This window comes from Methylobacterium sp. R2-1 (assembly GCF_014191355.1).
Classification (GTDB): Bacteria; Pseudomonadota; Alphaproteobacteria; order Rhizobiales; family Beijerinckiaceae; genus Methylobacterium.
Genome location: NZ_JACHWM010000024.1, coordinates 43859 through 59540, shown reverse-complemented (window position 1 = coordinate 59540; position 15682 = coordinate 43859). Strand labels below are relative to the sequence as shown.

Genomic DNA, 15682 nt, shown 5'->3' with positions numbered 1-15682 from the left:
GGGCCGCTGCGCCGAGCCGCACCCTGGCGGCCGGCAAAGCAAGCGCGATGCCTCGAGAGCAGTATGGTGCGGCGGGAGTCTTGCGTAGCACCAAGCTCGGACGCCGGGATGGACGGGATCGAGGTCGTAGGATCGAGGCTTGCCGTGATCAGCGACCGTCGTTCCCGGCCCAGCACCGCTCGATGTTTCGCGGTCGGTGCGGTTCCAAGGAAGACCGTCCGGCGGCCCGACCCGGCCGATCCGAGGGACCCGTCTCCGTGCCGCTGATCCGCTCGCGGCAGGCGCGCGGACCGGTTCCACCTTCGAACAGCAGAGCAGGACCGATGGACCGGGACATCCTCACAATCAACGGCAAGCGTGCCTCCCGCATCGGGCTCGGCTGCAGCAGGATCGGCTCGTTCAACAATCCCGCGCCTCTGCGGGAGACGCGCAACCTGCTGGCTGCGGCCATCGATCTGGGTGTGACTTTATTCGATACGGCCGACGTCTATGGGCAGGGCGATAGCGAGCGCGAACTCGGACGCCTGATCGCGGGCGCACGCCGCGACGATCTGATCGTGGTGACCAAGGCCGGCAAGGCGTTCTCGGCGAAGATGCGCCTGCTTCGGCCCTTCAAGCCCCTCTTGAAGCCGCTGCTGAGCCGCCGCTTGGAGCGACAGATCAGCCGTCAGCGCGACGGCAACATTGGCTCCGATTTCTCGCCGCACGTCATCACGCGCGCGGTCGAGGCCAGTCTCCGTCGGTTGCGCACCGAGCGCCTCGACGCGCTGCTCCTGCACAGCCCGCCCGCGGACGCCCTGACCAATCAAGCCCTCTGCGAGGCTCTGATGAACTTGCAGAGAGCCGGCAAGCTCGGCTGCTTCGGTGTCTCATGCGACGATGTCGCGACGCTCGAAGCCGCTCTCGCGATGCCGGGAACAACGCTCCTCGAACTGCCGGCCGACGTCCTCGCCGAGGCGGCCGCGCGTGGGCTCGATGCCGAGATCCGCCACCGAAACATCGGCGTTCTGGCGCGGGAAGTGATCCGCATGCAGCCCGGTCTCAGCCCCATCGAGGCGGTGCAAGCCTGCCTTGCCGACGGCATGACGCAATGTGCCGTCGTGGGCACAACGAAGGCCGCCCATCTCGCGCAGATCGTCCGCGGAGCCGCCGAACGGCCGGCTCGGGCCGGTGCGCTCCTCGACTGAACAGACTGATTTGCCACCAAAGCTAGCGGTGACGGCGGAGTGGGGCGGAGCGTCTTCACCGTTGCAACTCGCCTCATCCGTCAACTCGTCCGGTGGTAGCGGTGCTGCGAAATCAATCTGGATACGAGGCAGCTTGCCGCGAAACCAATCTTTTGCACACGGTCTTCGGAAGAGCGAAGCGAATCTCATCCGAATTTACTCGAGACGCCTTGCTATTCGCTTGGGCATCCTGGCGCAACATGGCCCGCAATTGCCTAAAATTCGACGTTGCGCCGCAGCACACGTTTTCGATGATGTATAAAGAGTTAACGCCCTATTCTCCCGTTGACGGAAAGTGGCATGAGCGCAGAGCTTTCGTCTCAGTTGGCTTCCAACGTCAAGGTGAAGCCGAGACAGGACGGCGCCCCGTTCGTCGGCCGCTCGCCGGATCGTGCGTTGAGCAAGCGCGGCTTCGACATCGTGTTCGCGCTGTCGGTGCTTCTGCTCCTGCTCCCCTTGTTCGTCGTCGTCGCGGCGGCGGTGAGGCTGGGCGACGGCGGACCGATCTTCTACCGCCACAGGCGAGTCGGTCGGGACGGTCGGTTGTTCGGTTGTCTGAAGTTCCGAACGATGCGGCAGGACAGCCAGGCTGCTCTCGAGGCTTACCTCGCCAAGGATCCCGCCGCCCGTCAGGAGTGGCTTGAGACGCGCAAGATCAAGAACGATCCCCGCGTCACCGCCGTTGGGAGTTACCTGCGCAAAACGAGCCTGGACGAGCTGCCACAGCTTCTCAACATCCTAGCCGGCCAGATGAGCGTCGTCGGTCCGCGTCCGATCGTTCCGGACGAGATCGCGATGTACGGCAGCGAGGTGCAGCACTATCTCGCGGTTCGCCCAGGCCTGACGGGTGCGTGGCAGGTGAGTGGTCGCAACGACACCTCCTATGCGGAGCGTGTTCGCCTCGACAGCCAGTATGTTCAGAACTGGTCGTTCGGTACCGACCTCTTCATCGTGGTGCGGACCGTCCCGGCCGTGTTCATGAGCCGCGGGTCGTATTGATGCCGATTATCGCGGCAGAGGACCCTGGGGCGCCTGTCCGTGCCGACCGGCCGTCTCGTGCTCCGGATCGATCTCCCGCCCCGTCGCCTCCGTTCGCGCAGGCCGACGGCGAAGGCTGTGGGCCGCGCCCCGGCCGACGACGGCGAGACCGTAACCCGTCTGTTGGGCCACGACTGCGAGGACGAGGAAGCCGAAGGTGAAGGGGCCCGAGAAGAGCGGGTTCGTCAGCCCGAGAAGCAGGGCGATACCCAGCGAGGTCACGGCGAATCCGACCACCGACACGTAGAAGCCGCAGACGCATCCAAAGGCCGTGAAGAAGGCAAGCATCGCGAACGTGCCCAAACGTCCCTCCCTTGAGCGTCACGCGAAATCCGCCACGGGCTCTCGAGCTCGGACAGCTCCTCGTTACGGGGGACACTGTGCCGAACCTGGAGCTTCCGGGTAAAGATAAATTTAAGGCAGTCGGCAGGGGCTTGCCGCGAGGCCGCTGAGAGCCAGGGAACCCGGCATGCGGTCCGGAGCGGCGGACGGGCACCCTTCGGCGGCCAGCATCCGGCGGATGGGGAGTTGCCGGCGACCGGACGAAGGCACCCACCTGGCCCGGCATCTCAGGGACGATTCGATCTCGGTCCAATCTCGTCGCGCGCAGATGGACGGACACGGGCGGGGACAGATGCACGTTTTCAGAAGTGGGAGCGAGGGTCGGCACCGCGGATCCCGAACGGTTCGACCGGGGAGCGGCCGCCACCTCGTTCGCGTCGCTACGCTGTGCCTTGGTCTCTCGCTGCCCACCGGCCTGCTGGCCGCGGCTGGGGAAGCGTGCGAGCAGTGCGACCTCGACTGGATGCGCTGCCGCCGACTGACCCAAATCTCGATGGACGAGTGCCGGCGGCAGCTTGCCGTCGACTGCCGGTCGAGATGCCAAGCCGATGACGACGGTCGGCAGCCGGCACGCAACCAGGATCCGGTCTGGCTCGCCACCTGCGCGCGGAACTGTACCGGCGCGGACGACTCCTGCGATCGGCGGTTTCGTCGCGATGGCGGGCGCTGTTCCGCCATCCGCGGGATGTGCCGGCAGCGCTCGTCCTGCAAGCGATAGAGACCCCGCGCGACTCGTTCGAGACCACGGACGCCACTTCTTCGCCTGCCCGTCCGAGGGGGGGTCAGATGATCAGGAAGTCCGACGCGGAAAGTGCGAGGCCGGGCGTGACGTGGGCGAACTTGACCGCCGCCCCGGCACCGCTTCCGTCCGCGTCGAAGGAGAGGTCGCCCGCTGCCCTGTCGTAGACGATGCGGTCGGCCGCGTCGTGCGCCGCGGTGGCGGTCTCGAAGGCGCTCGCGGCGAGGGCACCCTTCGCGCCGATCCCGGCGAAGGTGTCGGCGGAGAGCAGGAGCACGTCGGTCCGCGGCTTGAAGTCGGTGATCGTGTCGACGTTCCGAGCTCCGTCGAGGGCGGTGCTGAACACGAAGCTGTCCTTGCCCTCGCCGCCGGTCAGCCAGTCGTTGCCGCCTTTACCGTCGATGCGGTCGTCGCCGGCCGAGCCGGTGATCCGGTTCGTGAGATCGTTGCCGGTGCCGATCGCCCCCTTCAGCATCAGGGCCAGGTTCTCGACATGATTGGTGAGCGTGTAGGCCGACAGCCAGCTCTCGGCGGTATCGACGCCCTCGCCGGCCCTCTCGACGACGGTCGTTCCCACCGCGACGGTGTAAGTGTCGTCGCCCGCACCGCCCGCGAGGCTGTCCTGCCCGCCCATCCCCTGCAGCGCTTCGTCGAGCGGCGTGCCGGACAGGGATTCGGCGGCGGTGGTGCCGATGATCCAGCGGATCGGTGCCTCGCTCGCCGGCGGCGCCTCCGGCAGCCGGAAGTCGTCCGCCGCGAAATCGGCGACGTGGTGGTCGCGGAAGACGAGCGTCTCGGAGGTGTTCAGCGCGAGGTAGACGTCGCCGCCGTGCTGCGTCATCGACGAGGCGATGTCGGTGAAGCTCGTGAACCAGAAGCCATCGAGCTTCACGGTGTCGCCCGCGCCCGGACCCGCGGCGAAATCCGTGATGATGTCCGATCCGTCTCCCTGCCGAAGCACGAAGGTGTCGGCGCCGCCACCGCCGGTCAGAACGTCGTTGCCGCCCGCGCCGTTGAGGACGTTGCCGCCGGCATTGCCGGTCAGGATGTTGGCATTCGCGTTGCCGGTGGCGTCGATGGCCCCGCTGCCGAGCAAGGTGAGATTCTCGATGTTGGCCGACAGCGTGAAGGAGACTTGGCTGGTCACGGTGTCGATGCCTTCGCCCAGTCGCTCCGTGACGACGGTGCCGGCCTGAGTCACGACATAGGTGTCGTCTCCCCGCCCCCCGACGAGGGCATCCACGCCGCCGCGTCCGTCGAGTGCATCGGCGCCGTCTGTGCCCGTCAGCGTCTCGGAGGCGGAGGTCCCGTAGAGGGTCTTTGTCGGCGTCTCGCCGGTCTTCAGCCGGTAGCCGGCGAGGGTGTACTCCTCCAACTGGTAGGCATTGATGGCGTCGATCTTGAGCTGGGCGGTGGCGCCCGCGTCCGGCGAGCCGCCCCAGCTCCCGCCCATGGCCAGATTGGCGAGCATGTACATGGGCTTGCTCATGTCATCGGGCGTCGCATGATGCGCCGCGAGTGTCCCGTCGATGAAGATGTCGATGCCGTAAGGCGTCCATTTCGCACCGAAGGTGTGCTTGCCGGCGGCCAGATCCTCCACCGGCAGCCACGTCATCGCAGTAAGACTCTTCTGGGCATGCACGGAGGAGACGACGGTGTCGGTGCGCGAGCCGAGATATTCGAACACGTCGAGTTCGCTGGTGCCGCTGTTGTCCGCCGGCAACAGCCAGAAGGCGGGCCAGGAACCCTTGACCTGCGGAAGCTCGGCGGTGATCTCGAAGTAGCCATAGGTCTGCGAGAGGCTCGACTGCGTGGTGATCAGCCCGGAGGTCCAGCCGTACTTGCCGGTATAGGGGCGCGCGGCCTCGGTGACCGGCTTGGCCGAGATGACGAGCGTGCCATCTTGGATCGAGAAGGGATCGAGCCCGAGGCTCGCGGACGAGAGCGATTGCGGCAGGCCCTTGAAGTCGCGATCGACGTAGAGCTGCTCCTCGGCATTCGCGCTCAGCGTGTAATTCGCGGCGCCCCCGTAGGTGAACTGCGTCATCCAGGTGCCGTCTCCCGAGGAAGCGCGCGAGAAGCTGCTAAAATCGTCACGGAAGGTTCGGACGAGGGCGGAAGTGTCGAGCGGCAGCGCGAAGTGCTCGGCGGTGAGATTGGAAAGGCTCGTCCCGCGCAGGGTCAGCGTCGCGCCGCCCCCCAGATCGAGAACCGAGTCGGCTCCGGACTGCGACATCCGGGCAGCCACCTCGGCAAAGCTCTTGAAGCCGAACCCGTCGAGGCGCACCACATCGCGCCCGACGGCGCCGGTCGAGAAGTCGGTGATGAAATCCGATCCGTCTCCCTTGGCGACGACGAAGCGGTCGCTCCCGCCCCCGCCCGTGAGGATGTCGTTGCCTCGCCCACCGACGATGATGTTGTCCGCGCCATTCCCCTCCATGATGTTGGCGAGACCGTTGCCACGGATCCAGCCGGCGCTGCTGCCCATCAGCGTCAGGTTCTCGATGTTGTCGGCGAGCGCGTAGCCCTCGCCGGTCCAGACCTGAACGGTGTCGATGCCGCCGCCCGCCTGCTCGACCACCGTGACACCGGCCACGATGCTGTAGATGTCGTCGCCGAGGCCGCCCTTGAGCGTTCCACCCGCCACGCCCACCGAGATCTTGTCGTTGGCGCTCGTGCCGAGCACGGTTCCGGTCGCCTTGGGCTGGCTGATCCAGCTCGTCGTGGCGCCGGAGGTCGCCAGCGTGTAGTCGATGATCACTTGGTCCGCGCCGACCGCGTTCGGGGCGACATTCTTCAGCGAGAGGCTGTCGCCACCGCCGAGGGCGATGCGCAGGTCGCTGCCGGACGCGACCCATGCCGCGCGCAACTCCGCGAAGTTCGCGAAGGCCGAGCCCGAGAGCTTCAGCCGGTCGCCCGCGGAGAAGTCGGTGATCGTATCGGATCCATCGCCCTGGGCGATGACGAAGAGATCGGAGCCGCCCCCTCCGGTGAGCGTGTCGTCGCCGGCCTTTCCGGTGAGCGTATCGCCTTCCATGCCGCCGACGAGGGTGTCCTTCCCAGCCGTACCCGTCAGGGTCATCGGCCGCTGCGTCGAGAGGAAGCCGAAGTTGGCCTCCGTCAGATCCGCGAGCGCAGTGTTCTTGAGCGTCACCGCGTCCTTATCGGAGAGCCAGATCATCACGTCCGCGCCGGCTTGCACCATCTTCGGCCGCAATTCGGCGAGGCTCGCATAGCCATAGCGCTCGATCCGCAGGATATCGGCCGCCGCGCCCTTCGCCTGGAAATCGGTGACGACGTCGGTGCCGTCCCCGGCCTGGACGACGAACGTGTCGCTGCCGCCGCCGCCGGTCAGGACGTCGTTGCCGCGTCCGCCCGCGAGAACGTTGCGGCCTTCGTTTCCGACGATCAAGTTGTCGAGCGCATTGCCGGTCCCGGCGATGTCGCCCGTCCCCTGCAGGAGCAGGTTCTCGACCGATTGCGTGGCGGACAGCGTGTAGCTCTTTGCCCAGCTTTTGACGGTGTCGATGCCCTGCCCGGCAACTTCGACGATGGACACATCCTGCGAGGATACGCAGTACACGTCGTCGCCCTGGCCGCCGGCCAGGGTGCCCGTGGTGAAGCTCGTCGATAGCTGGTCGTTGCCGCTTGTGCCGGCGAGCTGTCCGCCGGCCGACGACGCCTTGAACCAGGCTGTCGCCGCGCCGGACTCGGGCAGGGCGCGGTCGAGCGCGATGTTCGCGATGCTCAGATCCGCGATCCGAACGTTGCGCAGCGTGAGGCTCTCACCATTCGCGAGCGTCAGGACCGTATCCGCACCCGTCTGGCTCAGCGCGGCGAGAAAGCCGGCGTAGCTGGTGAAGCCCAGGTTCTTCAGGACCAGGCCGTCCTGCTTCGGATCGAAGGCGGAAATCGATGCGGAACCGATGCCGGCCGAAACCGTGAAGACCTCGGCGACCGAAGTCGCACTCAGATTGCGGCCCGCGATCCGAAGGAGGGGCGCGTTCTTTTCGCTGGCGGCCATCGTGTCTCGCAGGGCTGAAGCTGACGAATTCAGGCCCTAGCTGTGTGGCGCAATTCTTTAGAGATGCTTTCTCGCGTTGAGGAGCATTTGAGCCAGGCCGCCGCTTTCACCCTGGATCAACAGGGAATGCTAGTCCGTACTTAATCGAAGATTTTTGTCTATTTTATTGGCAGCTCTGATGCTGCCGTGAGCAAAACAGCTTCGGCCACCCCGAAGACAGGTGCCGAGCGGTTACGGCGCGGAGCGCGTTGCACACGATGTGCATGGTCCCGCTCGCCGCGCGGCCGCCGTCCTGGTGGCGCGGGCAGGATCGGGGCGCAGCGGACTCGTTCTCAGGTCGCCGAAGCTCGCGCGACGAGATCGGACTTGCCCGTCTCCTCGGAAGGTGCCGTCGATGAAGATCGCCTATGTCGGTTGCGGGTACGTGTTCGACATCTACATGCGCACCGCCTGGGCCTACCCGGAGATCACGGTCTGCGGCGTCTTCGACATCGATACGGCCCGCTCCGCGGTCGTGTCGGGTCATTACGGCTTCCACGTCTACCCCGATCTCGACGCGCTGCTCTCCGATCCGGACGTCGCCATCGTCGTCAATCTGACGAGCATCCGCTCCCATTATGAGGTCACCAAGCGGGCGCTCGAGGCCGGAAAGCACGTCTATTCGGAGAAGCCGATCACCACGGATCTTGGCCAGACCCGGGAGCTCTTCGCCCTCGCCGCGGCGCGCGGACTGGTCCTAACGGGTGCGCCCTGCAACCTCTTCTGCGATGCGATCGCGACGATGTGGAAAGCGGTCGATGACGGCGCCATCGGAAAGCCCGTACTCGTGTACGCCGAACTGGACGACAACCCGGCCCATCTGATGAACCTGGAATCGGTGCAGAGTCCGACCGGGGCACCCTTTCCCTATGCGGAGGAACTGCAAGAGGGCTGCACGGTCGAACATGTCGGCTATCACTTGGTCTGGCTGTGCGCGATGTTCGGCCCGGTGCGCTCGATGACGGCGTTCTCCTCCACCTTGGTGGCACACAAGACCGACACCCCGCTCGACCCAGCCGATACGCCCGACCTGTCGGTCGGCTGCCTCGAATTCGCGGGCGGGGTGTCCGCACGCGTGACCTGCAGCTGGGTCGCGCCGCGCGATCACAGCATCCGCATCGTCGGCGAGACGGGCGAAATCCGCGTCGATAACGTGTTCCACGATCAGGCGGCCGTCCATCTCGAACGATTCTCGCGCGTCAGCCTCAGTGCTCGAAAAGCCTACACGTTGCGGACCCAGCCCTTGCTCGGCCGCATCTTCGGGATCGGGGGCCGGAGGATCCGCCTCATCCGCCGGTGGAAGTCGCACGCCGTCGAAGCTGAGCGCGGCGTCGGACGGTCGGTGAAACACCGTATTGTCAGTTGGCTGCGACGCCGCGAGGTCTACGCTCAGGACAAGCTGCTCGGCATCGGTGAGATGGCCCGCGCGATCGTCGAATCCCGCCCGCAGCCGCTTCCGCCCGATTTCCTCCTGCATCTCAACGAGCTGACGCTCGCGATCCAGCGCGCTGGGCCGCGAGGGGCGACGATGACACCGACGACCGGCTTCGCGAATGTCCCTCCCCTTCCGGATGTTGTCGGAAACCGTCACAAACCGCTTATCGATGTGCGTCCCGGTCTCGCAGTCCGGTGGTTCAGCGGTGTTGTGGAGGCGCTGCATCAGCGCTGAGGCCAGCCCGCAACACTCGCGAGCGACCGCTGTGAATACAGCGCCAACCGCCCGTGACCCGCATTGCGTCGGGAGGTAGGTCGGCGGAGCTAGTCGGGCGAAGGCCGCTGCCGCCGATTATCTCCCAATCTCAACACTATATGCCTTCGCCTTCTTGTTAGGAGCGGGGCGTTAATCCTCTCAACGACTGAGCCGGCTCCTCGCCCTGATTGGTGGCGCGCTGCGGAAGAAGCACAAAGTACTTCATCATTTCGCGTATCCAGCGGAGGACACCGCCGGAACTGGCTCCGGCGGGTCTTGGTCGTTACATGCACCTGCCCCCAGACTGCACGGACTTCCCGAGCCAAGCTGCCGAGCGATCGAGACAGGAATGGAGGCAGCCAACGTCGGAAATGCCGATTGGCGGCACGGTCGGACGGGTCAGCTTTATTGTCCAGCCGTTTGATAGGCGTGTGCAGCCCGCAATACGGTGCTCTCGTCAAAATGGCGCCCAGTCAGCATGAGGCCGATCGGAAGTCCCTTCACATCGTGCACCGGCACCGAGATCGATGGATGACCTGTCAGATCAAAAGCGGCTGTGTTGCGGATCATGTTCAGGGCTTGACCGACATAGGTCTTGCGATCGGCCTCCACCGATGGCGGAACAGCATGAGCTGTTTGCGGTGTCGTCGGCATCAGCACCAGATCGGCGTCACGTAGGACGCGATCATAGGCCGCTGTCAGCACACGTGAGAGATTCTGCGCCCGACCGTAAAGAACACCATGGTAGCGCTCGCGCATGTAGTGGGCCATGATCACGCCCATCTTGGCGGTCGCTGAAAAATCTCCGCCATTCGTGACGATCGCACGTGACATGGCCGACATGAGTCGCGTGTTGAAGTAACCCTTCGTCTGGTAGGCAGCATGGCCGTGGTAGAAGCTGTCAACGCCTCCCTCGATGGCGATGGCATTCCAGATCGGCACGGTCTGCCGATGCTCGGGAACGGAGACCTCGGAAACCTCGGCTCCCATGCCGGCCAGAGACTTCGCTGCGTTGCGAACGGCCGTGTCGACTTCCGTCATCGATTCGGGCGTCTCGAACCCCTCTCTAACAACCGCGATCTTGAGACCTTTCAAGCCACCGTCGAGCCGGCTGCGGTAGTCTGGAACTTCGATCGCGGAAGGCTGACGAGGGTCGATAGCCGTGTCGTCCTTGCCAGCGATCACTTGGAGCATCAGCGCGCAGTCTTCGACCGTCATGGCCATTGGACCGATGTGATCGATGGTTTGGTCGAAGCCGACGATGCCCGTGTAGGGCACCAGTCCGTGAGTGGGCTTCAGCCCCACGATGCCCGACCAAGACGCCGGCATGCGGATCGAGCCACCTTGGTCGCCGCCGATGGCGATGTCGACCAGGCCCGTCGCCGGTGCGATGGCGGAGCCGCACGAAGACCCGCCAGCGACATGCGCGGGATTCTTGGGATTGAGGCCCGGCCCGTACGTGCTGGTGTGCCCCCCACCCGAGAATGCGAAATCGCAGGTGTTGAGCATGGCCGTGATATGACCGCCCGCCTCGATAATGCGGCGGACGATCGTTGCATCGAGATCCGGCACGTAGTCATACAAAAGGCGTGAAGCACAGGTGGTCGGAATACCTGCGACGCATACGGTATCCTTGATGCCGATGCGTTTACCTGCGAGTGGACCGCTCGGATTGACAGCCTGAACGCTGCAGAAGCGGACGACACCATTCAGCGGGTCGTCGTCGCGGCTTGGCCGAGTCCCCGGAATACGAACTGCGGGGACGACCTCCCGCGACGGATCAGGATACTGATCCAGCTCGTCGTAGCCGTCCATGACCCCCTTAACAATATCAAGGTAGTCATCCACCTCGCTCTCGGTGAGACGAAGATGATGGCGTCGCGAAATATCCTCGATGTCGTCACGCGAAGGTCGTCGCAAGGTCATGCTGCATTCCTTATGGTTGCCCTGCAGAAATTTTCCAGGGATCGACGCGGTGGAGCTGCAAGTAGAATATTAGACCGATCGTCTAATTCTAAAAAGTCCTCAGTTCTTGCTATGATGCTTGTAATTTATGCGCTACACGCCGCATCTGAGTTAATTTTTGAGCAAGCTGTACATATTGTGAGCCGCCGCCGTGTTCTGGCATGGCAGGGCTGCATCAGAGAAAATCGGGCATGATGCGTCGACGCCTGCGCCGGCGAAGGCATCGCAACTTACCTTCGCCCGACGTGCGAAGTCGCAGCGCAAACCGATCTTCCCACAAAGGCTGCAATTTCGGACGTGGTGACAGAGGCGTGCTCAGGCACGAATCATTGCGAAAAATCCGTCCGCGAAAGTCTGAAGCGGTTGACTGCGCCGTTCGAGCTTGGCCCGCAGCACCGCGCCCTCCCATCCGATCCAGAAGAAGGCAGCAAGCCTGTCAGGCTCATGATGGGCACCGATCTCACCGGCTGCCTGCGCGCGGGTCAGACACTCGCTCGTGCGCCGCTCCCAGTCGGCGAACACATCCTTGATATGCTTGCGATAGGCCTCGGGGAGCGCTCCCATCTCCTGACCTAGATTTCCGACCAGGCAGCCACGCGAAAATGCAAACCGCTGCATAGCGGCCTCCGCGTCGCGCGTGAAGGCTTCGAGTTGTTGCATTGGCGTATGGCGACTGTCGGCGAAGAAGCCATCTAATTTTCTCGAAAAATACTCTGCATATCTCTGGAGCAATTCGATGCCGAACGATTCTTTGCTCTCAAAATAGTGATAAAATGATCCTTTGGGCACACCGGCTGCACGTAGAATTTCGTCGAGGCCGGTCGCAGAAAAGCCTTTCTCCGTCAGCGCGACGACACCGACCCTTATCAGCATTTCGCGCGTCGATGTGTGGCCGGTCAGCACTTTGGGAGGACGGCCACGGCGACGGAGCGGATGAGTAGCGGTCATCCCGAATGACTAAGCGCACGATACCGGAGGATCAAGTGAGCTGATGATCTGGCGGCATCGTCTTAGCTTGCACAAATCCGAGAAACGCGAGCCACAATCTCAAGAATTTGCCGAAATTTTATTGTCCGTGCAAGTCAAGTGCGGCGAGACGAAGCGCATCTACGAAGATTAAATCTCCTACAACAGCACTGATCAAACCGGGGCTGGAGCCTGAGGCCAACGCCTGGAAGGCCGCGCCGGCTTGAGCGCTCGCGGAGCGCCGTCGTGGCGTCGATCCGGCAGCACGTGCAACCGATTGGACAGCTTTCACCTCATCGGTCGACCATGCCGCGCTGTTTTTAGCCGGCCTACTTCGGCAGGGTGCGATCCATGTTCCACAGGTTGAAGGCGCGCTCGCCCAGCATCGTGTCGAGGCCCTCCTCCTGGATCTCGTCGGGCACCCGCAGCGTCCCGAACCGGTCCAGGCCCTTCAGGATCGCGAAGGTGACCAACGAGGCATAGGCGCCGACGATGGCGACGGCGAGAAGCTGGACGCCGAATTGCTGCAGGCTGGCCGAGACGTGGTTGATGTGCGGGCTGGCCAGAAGGCCGACGAGCAGGGCGCCGGTGACGCCACCCACGCCGTGTGCGCGCCAGACTTCGAGCGTGTCGTCGATCCTCAGCCATTGCTGCACGTACTTGGCGTAGTAGCAGGTTGTGGCACCGATGGCGCCGATCGCCAGGGCGGCGATGGGCTCGACATAGCCGGAGGCCGGGGTGATCGTCGCGAGACCCGCCACCGCACCGACGAGAACGCCCGAGAAGGACGGGTGCCGGGTCTCGCGCCATTCCCAGAACATCCAAGTCAGCATGGCAATGGAGCCGGCGAGCATGGTGTTGGTGAAGGCGTAGGCCGCCAGCGCATCCGCGGCGTAGGCGCCTCCGGCATTGAAGCCGAACCAGCCGAACCACAGCAGGCCCGCGCCCAGGGCGACCAGCGGCAGGCTGGCCGGCGCGGATTCGGACTGTCCCGCTGCGAGCTTGCGCTTGCCGAGAAACTTCGCCGTCGCCAGTGCCGAAAAGCCCGCGGAGGTGTGGATGACGATGCCGCCTGCGAAATCGGCGACGCCGAGCTTGGCCAGGAAGCCGCCACCCCAGACCCAATGCGCGGCCGGCAGGTAGACGAGGATGGTCCAGGCCGTGACGAAGAACAGGAAGGCGCCGAACTGGAAGCGTCCGACGAAGGCGCCGGTCATCAGGGCCGGCGTGATGATGGCGAACATCATCTGGTAGGCGAAGACCATGATGAAGGGGATGTTCGGCGCATAGACCGGATTGGGCGCGATGCCGACCTCGTACATCCCGAAATAGAACGCGAAATTTCCGATCGTGCCGCCGATATCGGGGCCGAAGGCGAGGCTGAACCCCCCGAACACCCAGATCACCCCGACGACACCGATGCAGACGAAGTTCTGGATCATGACCGACAGCACGTCCCGCTGCTTGACGAGGCCGCCGTAGAACAGCGCCAGGGCCGGCGTCATTATCAGCACCAGCGCGGTGCAGATGAGGATGAAGGCCGTGTCGCCCGCATTGATGCCGTGCATCGCCTGCTCCTTGATCGTGCGTTTCGAAAATTCCGAGGCGCCGGCCGCGTCGGTCAGTGCGTCGCGGGTCCAGGGTCGAGACGAAGTGGGCCGATCACGCCGGGATCGAGGCCGCGGGACGTCACCGCGCCGTGCCCGCCGAATGGGCCGGCGTCCCGTTGCCGACCATGTGATCGGCCACCGGCGCGTGCGGGTGAGGCGCCATCAGACGCTTCGGCGCGATGAACAGGTACATCGTCAGGACGTAGGGGGCGGTGAAGGAGGGGATTCCGGCCGGCGCGACCATGACGTCGAGGGCGCCCTGGACGAAGACGGTCATCACGGTCGCGAGGGCGGCATAGGCGGCGACCCGCGGCGAGGGCGTCAGGAAGATTACGCCGACGGCCATCGCCGTCAGGACCGGGCTGAAGCCGTAGAGCCCCTGGCTCACGGCCGACGGATCAGCGCCCATCGCGATCGCCACGACCAAGCTGATCAGCGATCCGGCGACCGCAGCGATCCCAGCCGGAACCGAGGCGATCAGGATTCCGGCCAGGAGGATGGCGCCGCTCACTGCGCTGCCCAGAAGGTAGACCTGCGCGATGTTGCGGAAGAAGATCGCGACGAGGTCCATCGGTGCCGGGATGCCGGCGGCGCCCCGCACGAGGTCGCCGGCGAGCCGGGGCGCGTCGCCCGTCACCTGCAGGCGGCCGAAGGAATAGGCCGCGGCCACCATCAGCCAGCCCGTGAGAACGAAAGGGCCGGTGGAGCCTGGAATACCCCACTTGTCGGTGAGCGTCGCGCTGAAGGCGGCGGTCAGCACCGTGCTCACCGCCGCCCCGATCACGATCGAGACCCAGAGCTGGGGCGAGGCGGCGATGAAGGTGGGAAGGGCGGCGCCGACGAGGATGCCGTTGAAGCCGTAGAGGCCGGAGGAGACGGAAGCCTCGTCGCACTCCAGAAGTCGCGCGGTCAGCGTCGCGACGCCGACGCCGACCGCCGCCCCGATCGTCGTGGCCCAGTTGCCGCTGACCGAGGAAGCATAGGCCATCGCGGCGAAGAACAGCACGCCCGTCGCCGCGTTCTCCATGAAGAACACCTGGCTCGCTCCGCGCAGCGATTGGACGAGAAGGTTGGGGTTCGCGCGCGGCATCTTTCCGGCCCTCGCTCAGCGCCAGTAGGGTTCGGCGGGAAGGGACCGGCCGCGCGCTTCCTCACGCACGATGCGCCAGAACCGACGAACCTCGTGGCGGACGTCGTAGCTCTCCACGCCGACCGCGCGCAGCATCAGCCCGGCAGCGTTGGGCAGACGGCTCACGCCGGAGACCGCCCGCGGCGCGTCCGGGGAGAAGTTGGTCTCGAACCGGTCCTTGATGCGTGCGGCGGTCTCGGGCGGTGTCACGCAGAGGATGTTGGCGAAAGCATCGAAGCCGCGCATCACCGCCGCGAAGGCGATGGTCGGGTCGCCGCGCTCGATCAGGATCTTTTCCGAAAACAGCTTGCGCCCGTCGGGCCGGCGCAGGGTCACGTCCATCGACAGCAGGTCGAAGCCGAAGCGCTCCTCGGCATGGTGATGCTTGCGGCCCGCCAGCACCATCTCGCCGTAGAGAAGGGTGGCGCTTTCCGCGACGACGATCTCCGTGCGGGAGAGGAAGCGCGAGCCGCGATAGGGGATGGTGACGTCCGGCAGGTATTCGAGGTAGCCGCCAGCCGCCACCGTCACGCTCTGGTGCTGCGCGGCGTAGTTCGCATCCATGCAGTGGATGCGGTTGGCGCCCTGCGTGGAGACGTGCGCACAGGCGCCCTCCCCCACCGCGATGTCGATCATGTAGCGGTCGCCCTGCAGGATGCCCCCGCCGACCGAGATGATCGGGCAGACCGGCAGTTCCGGCATCACCTCATCCCAGTAGAGCGCCTGCTGCACCAGCAGCGGAGCCACCCGATAGAGGTCGTGCAGCACCGAAGACCCGTCGCGCAGTGCGAAGCCGAGACGCAGCTGACCGACCTTGCCGGGCGCACCGGCCCGCATCTGCGCCGGCTCGGTCTGGAACCCGCGCAACTCCCGCGCTCCGTTGAGACGGCTGAGCTGTCCGTGCAGGGTCATGG

General features: G+C 65.1%; 10 protein-coding genes. 3 read left to right on the top strand and 7 right to left on the bottom strand.

Going from position 1 to position 15682, the window contains the following annotated elements:
• Positions 1 to 323: 323 nt before the first annotated feature.
• Both FHU13_RS25640 and FHU13_RS25635 read left to right on the top strand, forming a co-directional pair.
• Positions 324 to 1187 (top strand): aldo/keto reductase, encoded by an 864-nt coding sequence (locus FHU13_RS25640; RefSeq protein ID WP_183438650.1) that lies wholly within the window; start codon positions 324 to 326, stop codon positions 1185 to 1187.
• Between the two features lie 339 nt (positions 1188 to 1526).
• Entirely contained in the window at positions 1527 to 2225 is a 699-nt protein-coding gene (locus FHU13_RS25635) for a sugar transferase (RefSeq protein WP_183438649.1), read from the top strand.
• 6 nt (positions 2226 to 2231) lie between these two features.
• Here the strand turns inward: FHU13_RS25635 and FHU13_RS25630 are convergent, their stop codons facing one another.
• Both FHU13_RS25630 and FHU13_RS25625 read right to left on the bottom strand, forming a co-directional pair.
• Entirely contained in the window at positions 2232 to 2567 is a 336-nt protein-coding gene (locus FHU13_RS25630) for a hypothetical protein (protein WP_183438648.1), read from the bottom strand.
• Positions 2568 to 3388: 821 nt separating this feature from the next.
• Positions 3389 to 7369 (bottom strand): family 16 glycosylhydrolase, encoded by a 3981-nt coding sequence (locus tag FHU13_RS25625; protein ID WP_183438647.1) that lies wholly within the window; start codon positions 7367 to 7369, stop codon positions 3389 to 3391.
• Positions 7370 to 7763: 394 nt separating this feature from the next.
• Between FHU13_RS25625 and FHU13_RS25620 the strand changes: the two genes are divergently transcribed.
• Complete coding sequence (locus FHU13_RS25620; RefSeq protein ID WP_183438646.1) at positions 7764 to 9077, top strand: Gfo/Idh/MocA family protein; 1314 nt, start codon at positions 7764 to 7766, stop codon at positions 9075 to 9077.
• Between the two features lie 426 nt (positions 9078 to 9503).
• Here FHU13_RS25620 and FHU13_RS25615 read toward each other — a convergent pair whose 3' ends face one another.
• From FHU13_RS25615 to FHU13_RS25595, 5 genes are all read right to left on the bottom strand, one after another.
• The gene (locus FHU13_RS25615; protein ID WP_183438645.1) at positions 9504 to 11024 is read right to left on the bottom strand and encodes an amidase; all 1521 of its coding nucleotides are present in this window, start codon (positions 11022 to 11024) and stop codon (positions 9504 to 9506) included.
• Between the two features lie 354 nt (positions 11025 to 11378).
• Positions 11379 to 11966 carry a TetR/AcrR family transcriptional regulator gene (locus FHU13_RS25610; protein ID WP_312889650.1) on the bottom strand — a complete coding sequence of 196 codons (588 nt, stop codon included), beginning with the start codon at positions 11964 to 11966 and terminating at the stop codon, positions 11379 to 11381.
• A 392-nt stretch (positions 11967 to 12358) separates the two neighbouring features.
• A complete protein-coding gene (locus FHU13_RS25605) occupies positions 12359 to 13597 on the bottom strand; it encodes an ammonium transporter (RefSeq protein ID WP_183438643.1) in 1239 nt (412 codons plus the stop codon).
• Between the two features lie 121 nt (positions 13598 to 13718).
• Entirely contained in the window at positions 13719 to 14729 is a 1011-nt protein-coding gene (gene yut, locus FHU13_RS25600; protein WP_183438642.1) for an urea transporter, read from the bottom strand.
• Positions 14730 to 14744: 15 nt separating this feature from the next.
• A complete protein-coding gene (locus FHU13_RS25595) occupies positions 14745 to 15680 on the bottom strand; it encodes an urease accessory protein UreD (protein WP_183438641.1) in 936 nt (311 codons plus the stop codon).
• Positions 15681 to 15682 lie beyond the last annotated feature (2 nt).

What these genes read in the sequence shown, in the direction of transcription:
- FHU13_RS25595 (WP_183438641.1), bottom strand. Translation starts at nt 15,680, where the DNA reads ATGACCCTGCACGGACAGCTCAGCCGTCTCAACGGAGCGCGGGAGTTG.
- FHU13_RS25635 (WP_183438649.1), top strand. Translation starts at nt 1,527, where the DNA reads ATGAGCGCAGAGCTTTCGTCTCAGTTGGCTTCCAACGTCAAGGTGAAG.
- yut (WP_183438642.1), bottom strand. Translation starts at nt 14,729, where the DNA reads ATGCCGCGCGCGAACCCCAACCTTCTCGTCCAATCGCTGCGCGGAGCG.
- FHU13_RS25605 (WP_183438643.1), bottom strand. Translation starts at nt 13,597, where the DNA reads ATGCACGGCATCAATGCGGGCGACACGGCCTTCATCCTCATCTGCACC.
- FHU13_RS25615 (WP_183438645.1), bottom strand. Translation starts at nt 11,024, where the DNA reads ATGACCTTGCGACGACCTTCGCGTGACGACATCGAGGATATTTCGCGA.
- FHU13_RS25620 (WP_183438646.1), top strand. Translation starts at nt 7,764, where the DNA reads ATGAAGATCGCCTATGTCGGTTGCGGGTACGTGTTCGACATCTACATG.
- FHU13_RS25625 (WP_183438647.1), bottom strand. Translation starts at nt 7,369, where the DNA reads ATGGCCGCCAGCGAAAAGAACGCGCCCCTCCTTCGGATCGCGGGCCGC.
- FHU13_RS25640 (WP_183438650.1), top strand. Translation starts at nt 324, where the DNA reads ATGGACCGGGACATCCTCACAATCAACGGCAAGCGTGCCTCCCGCATC.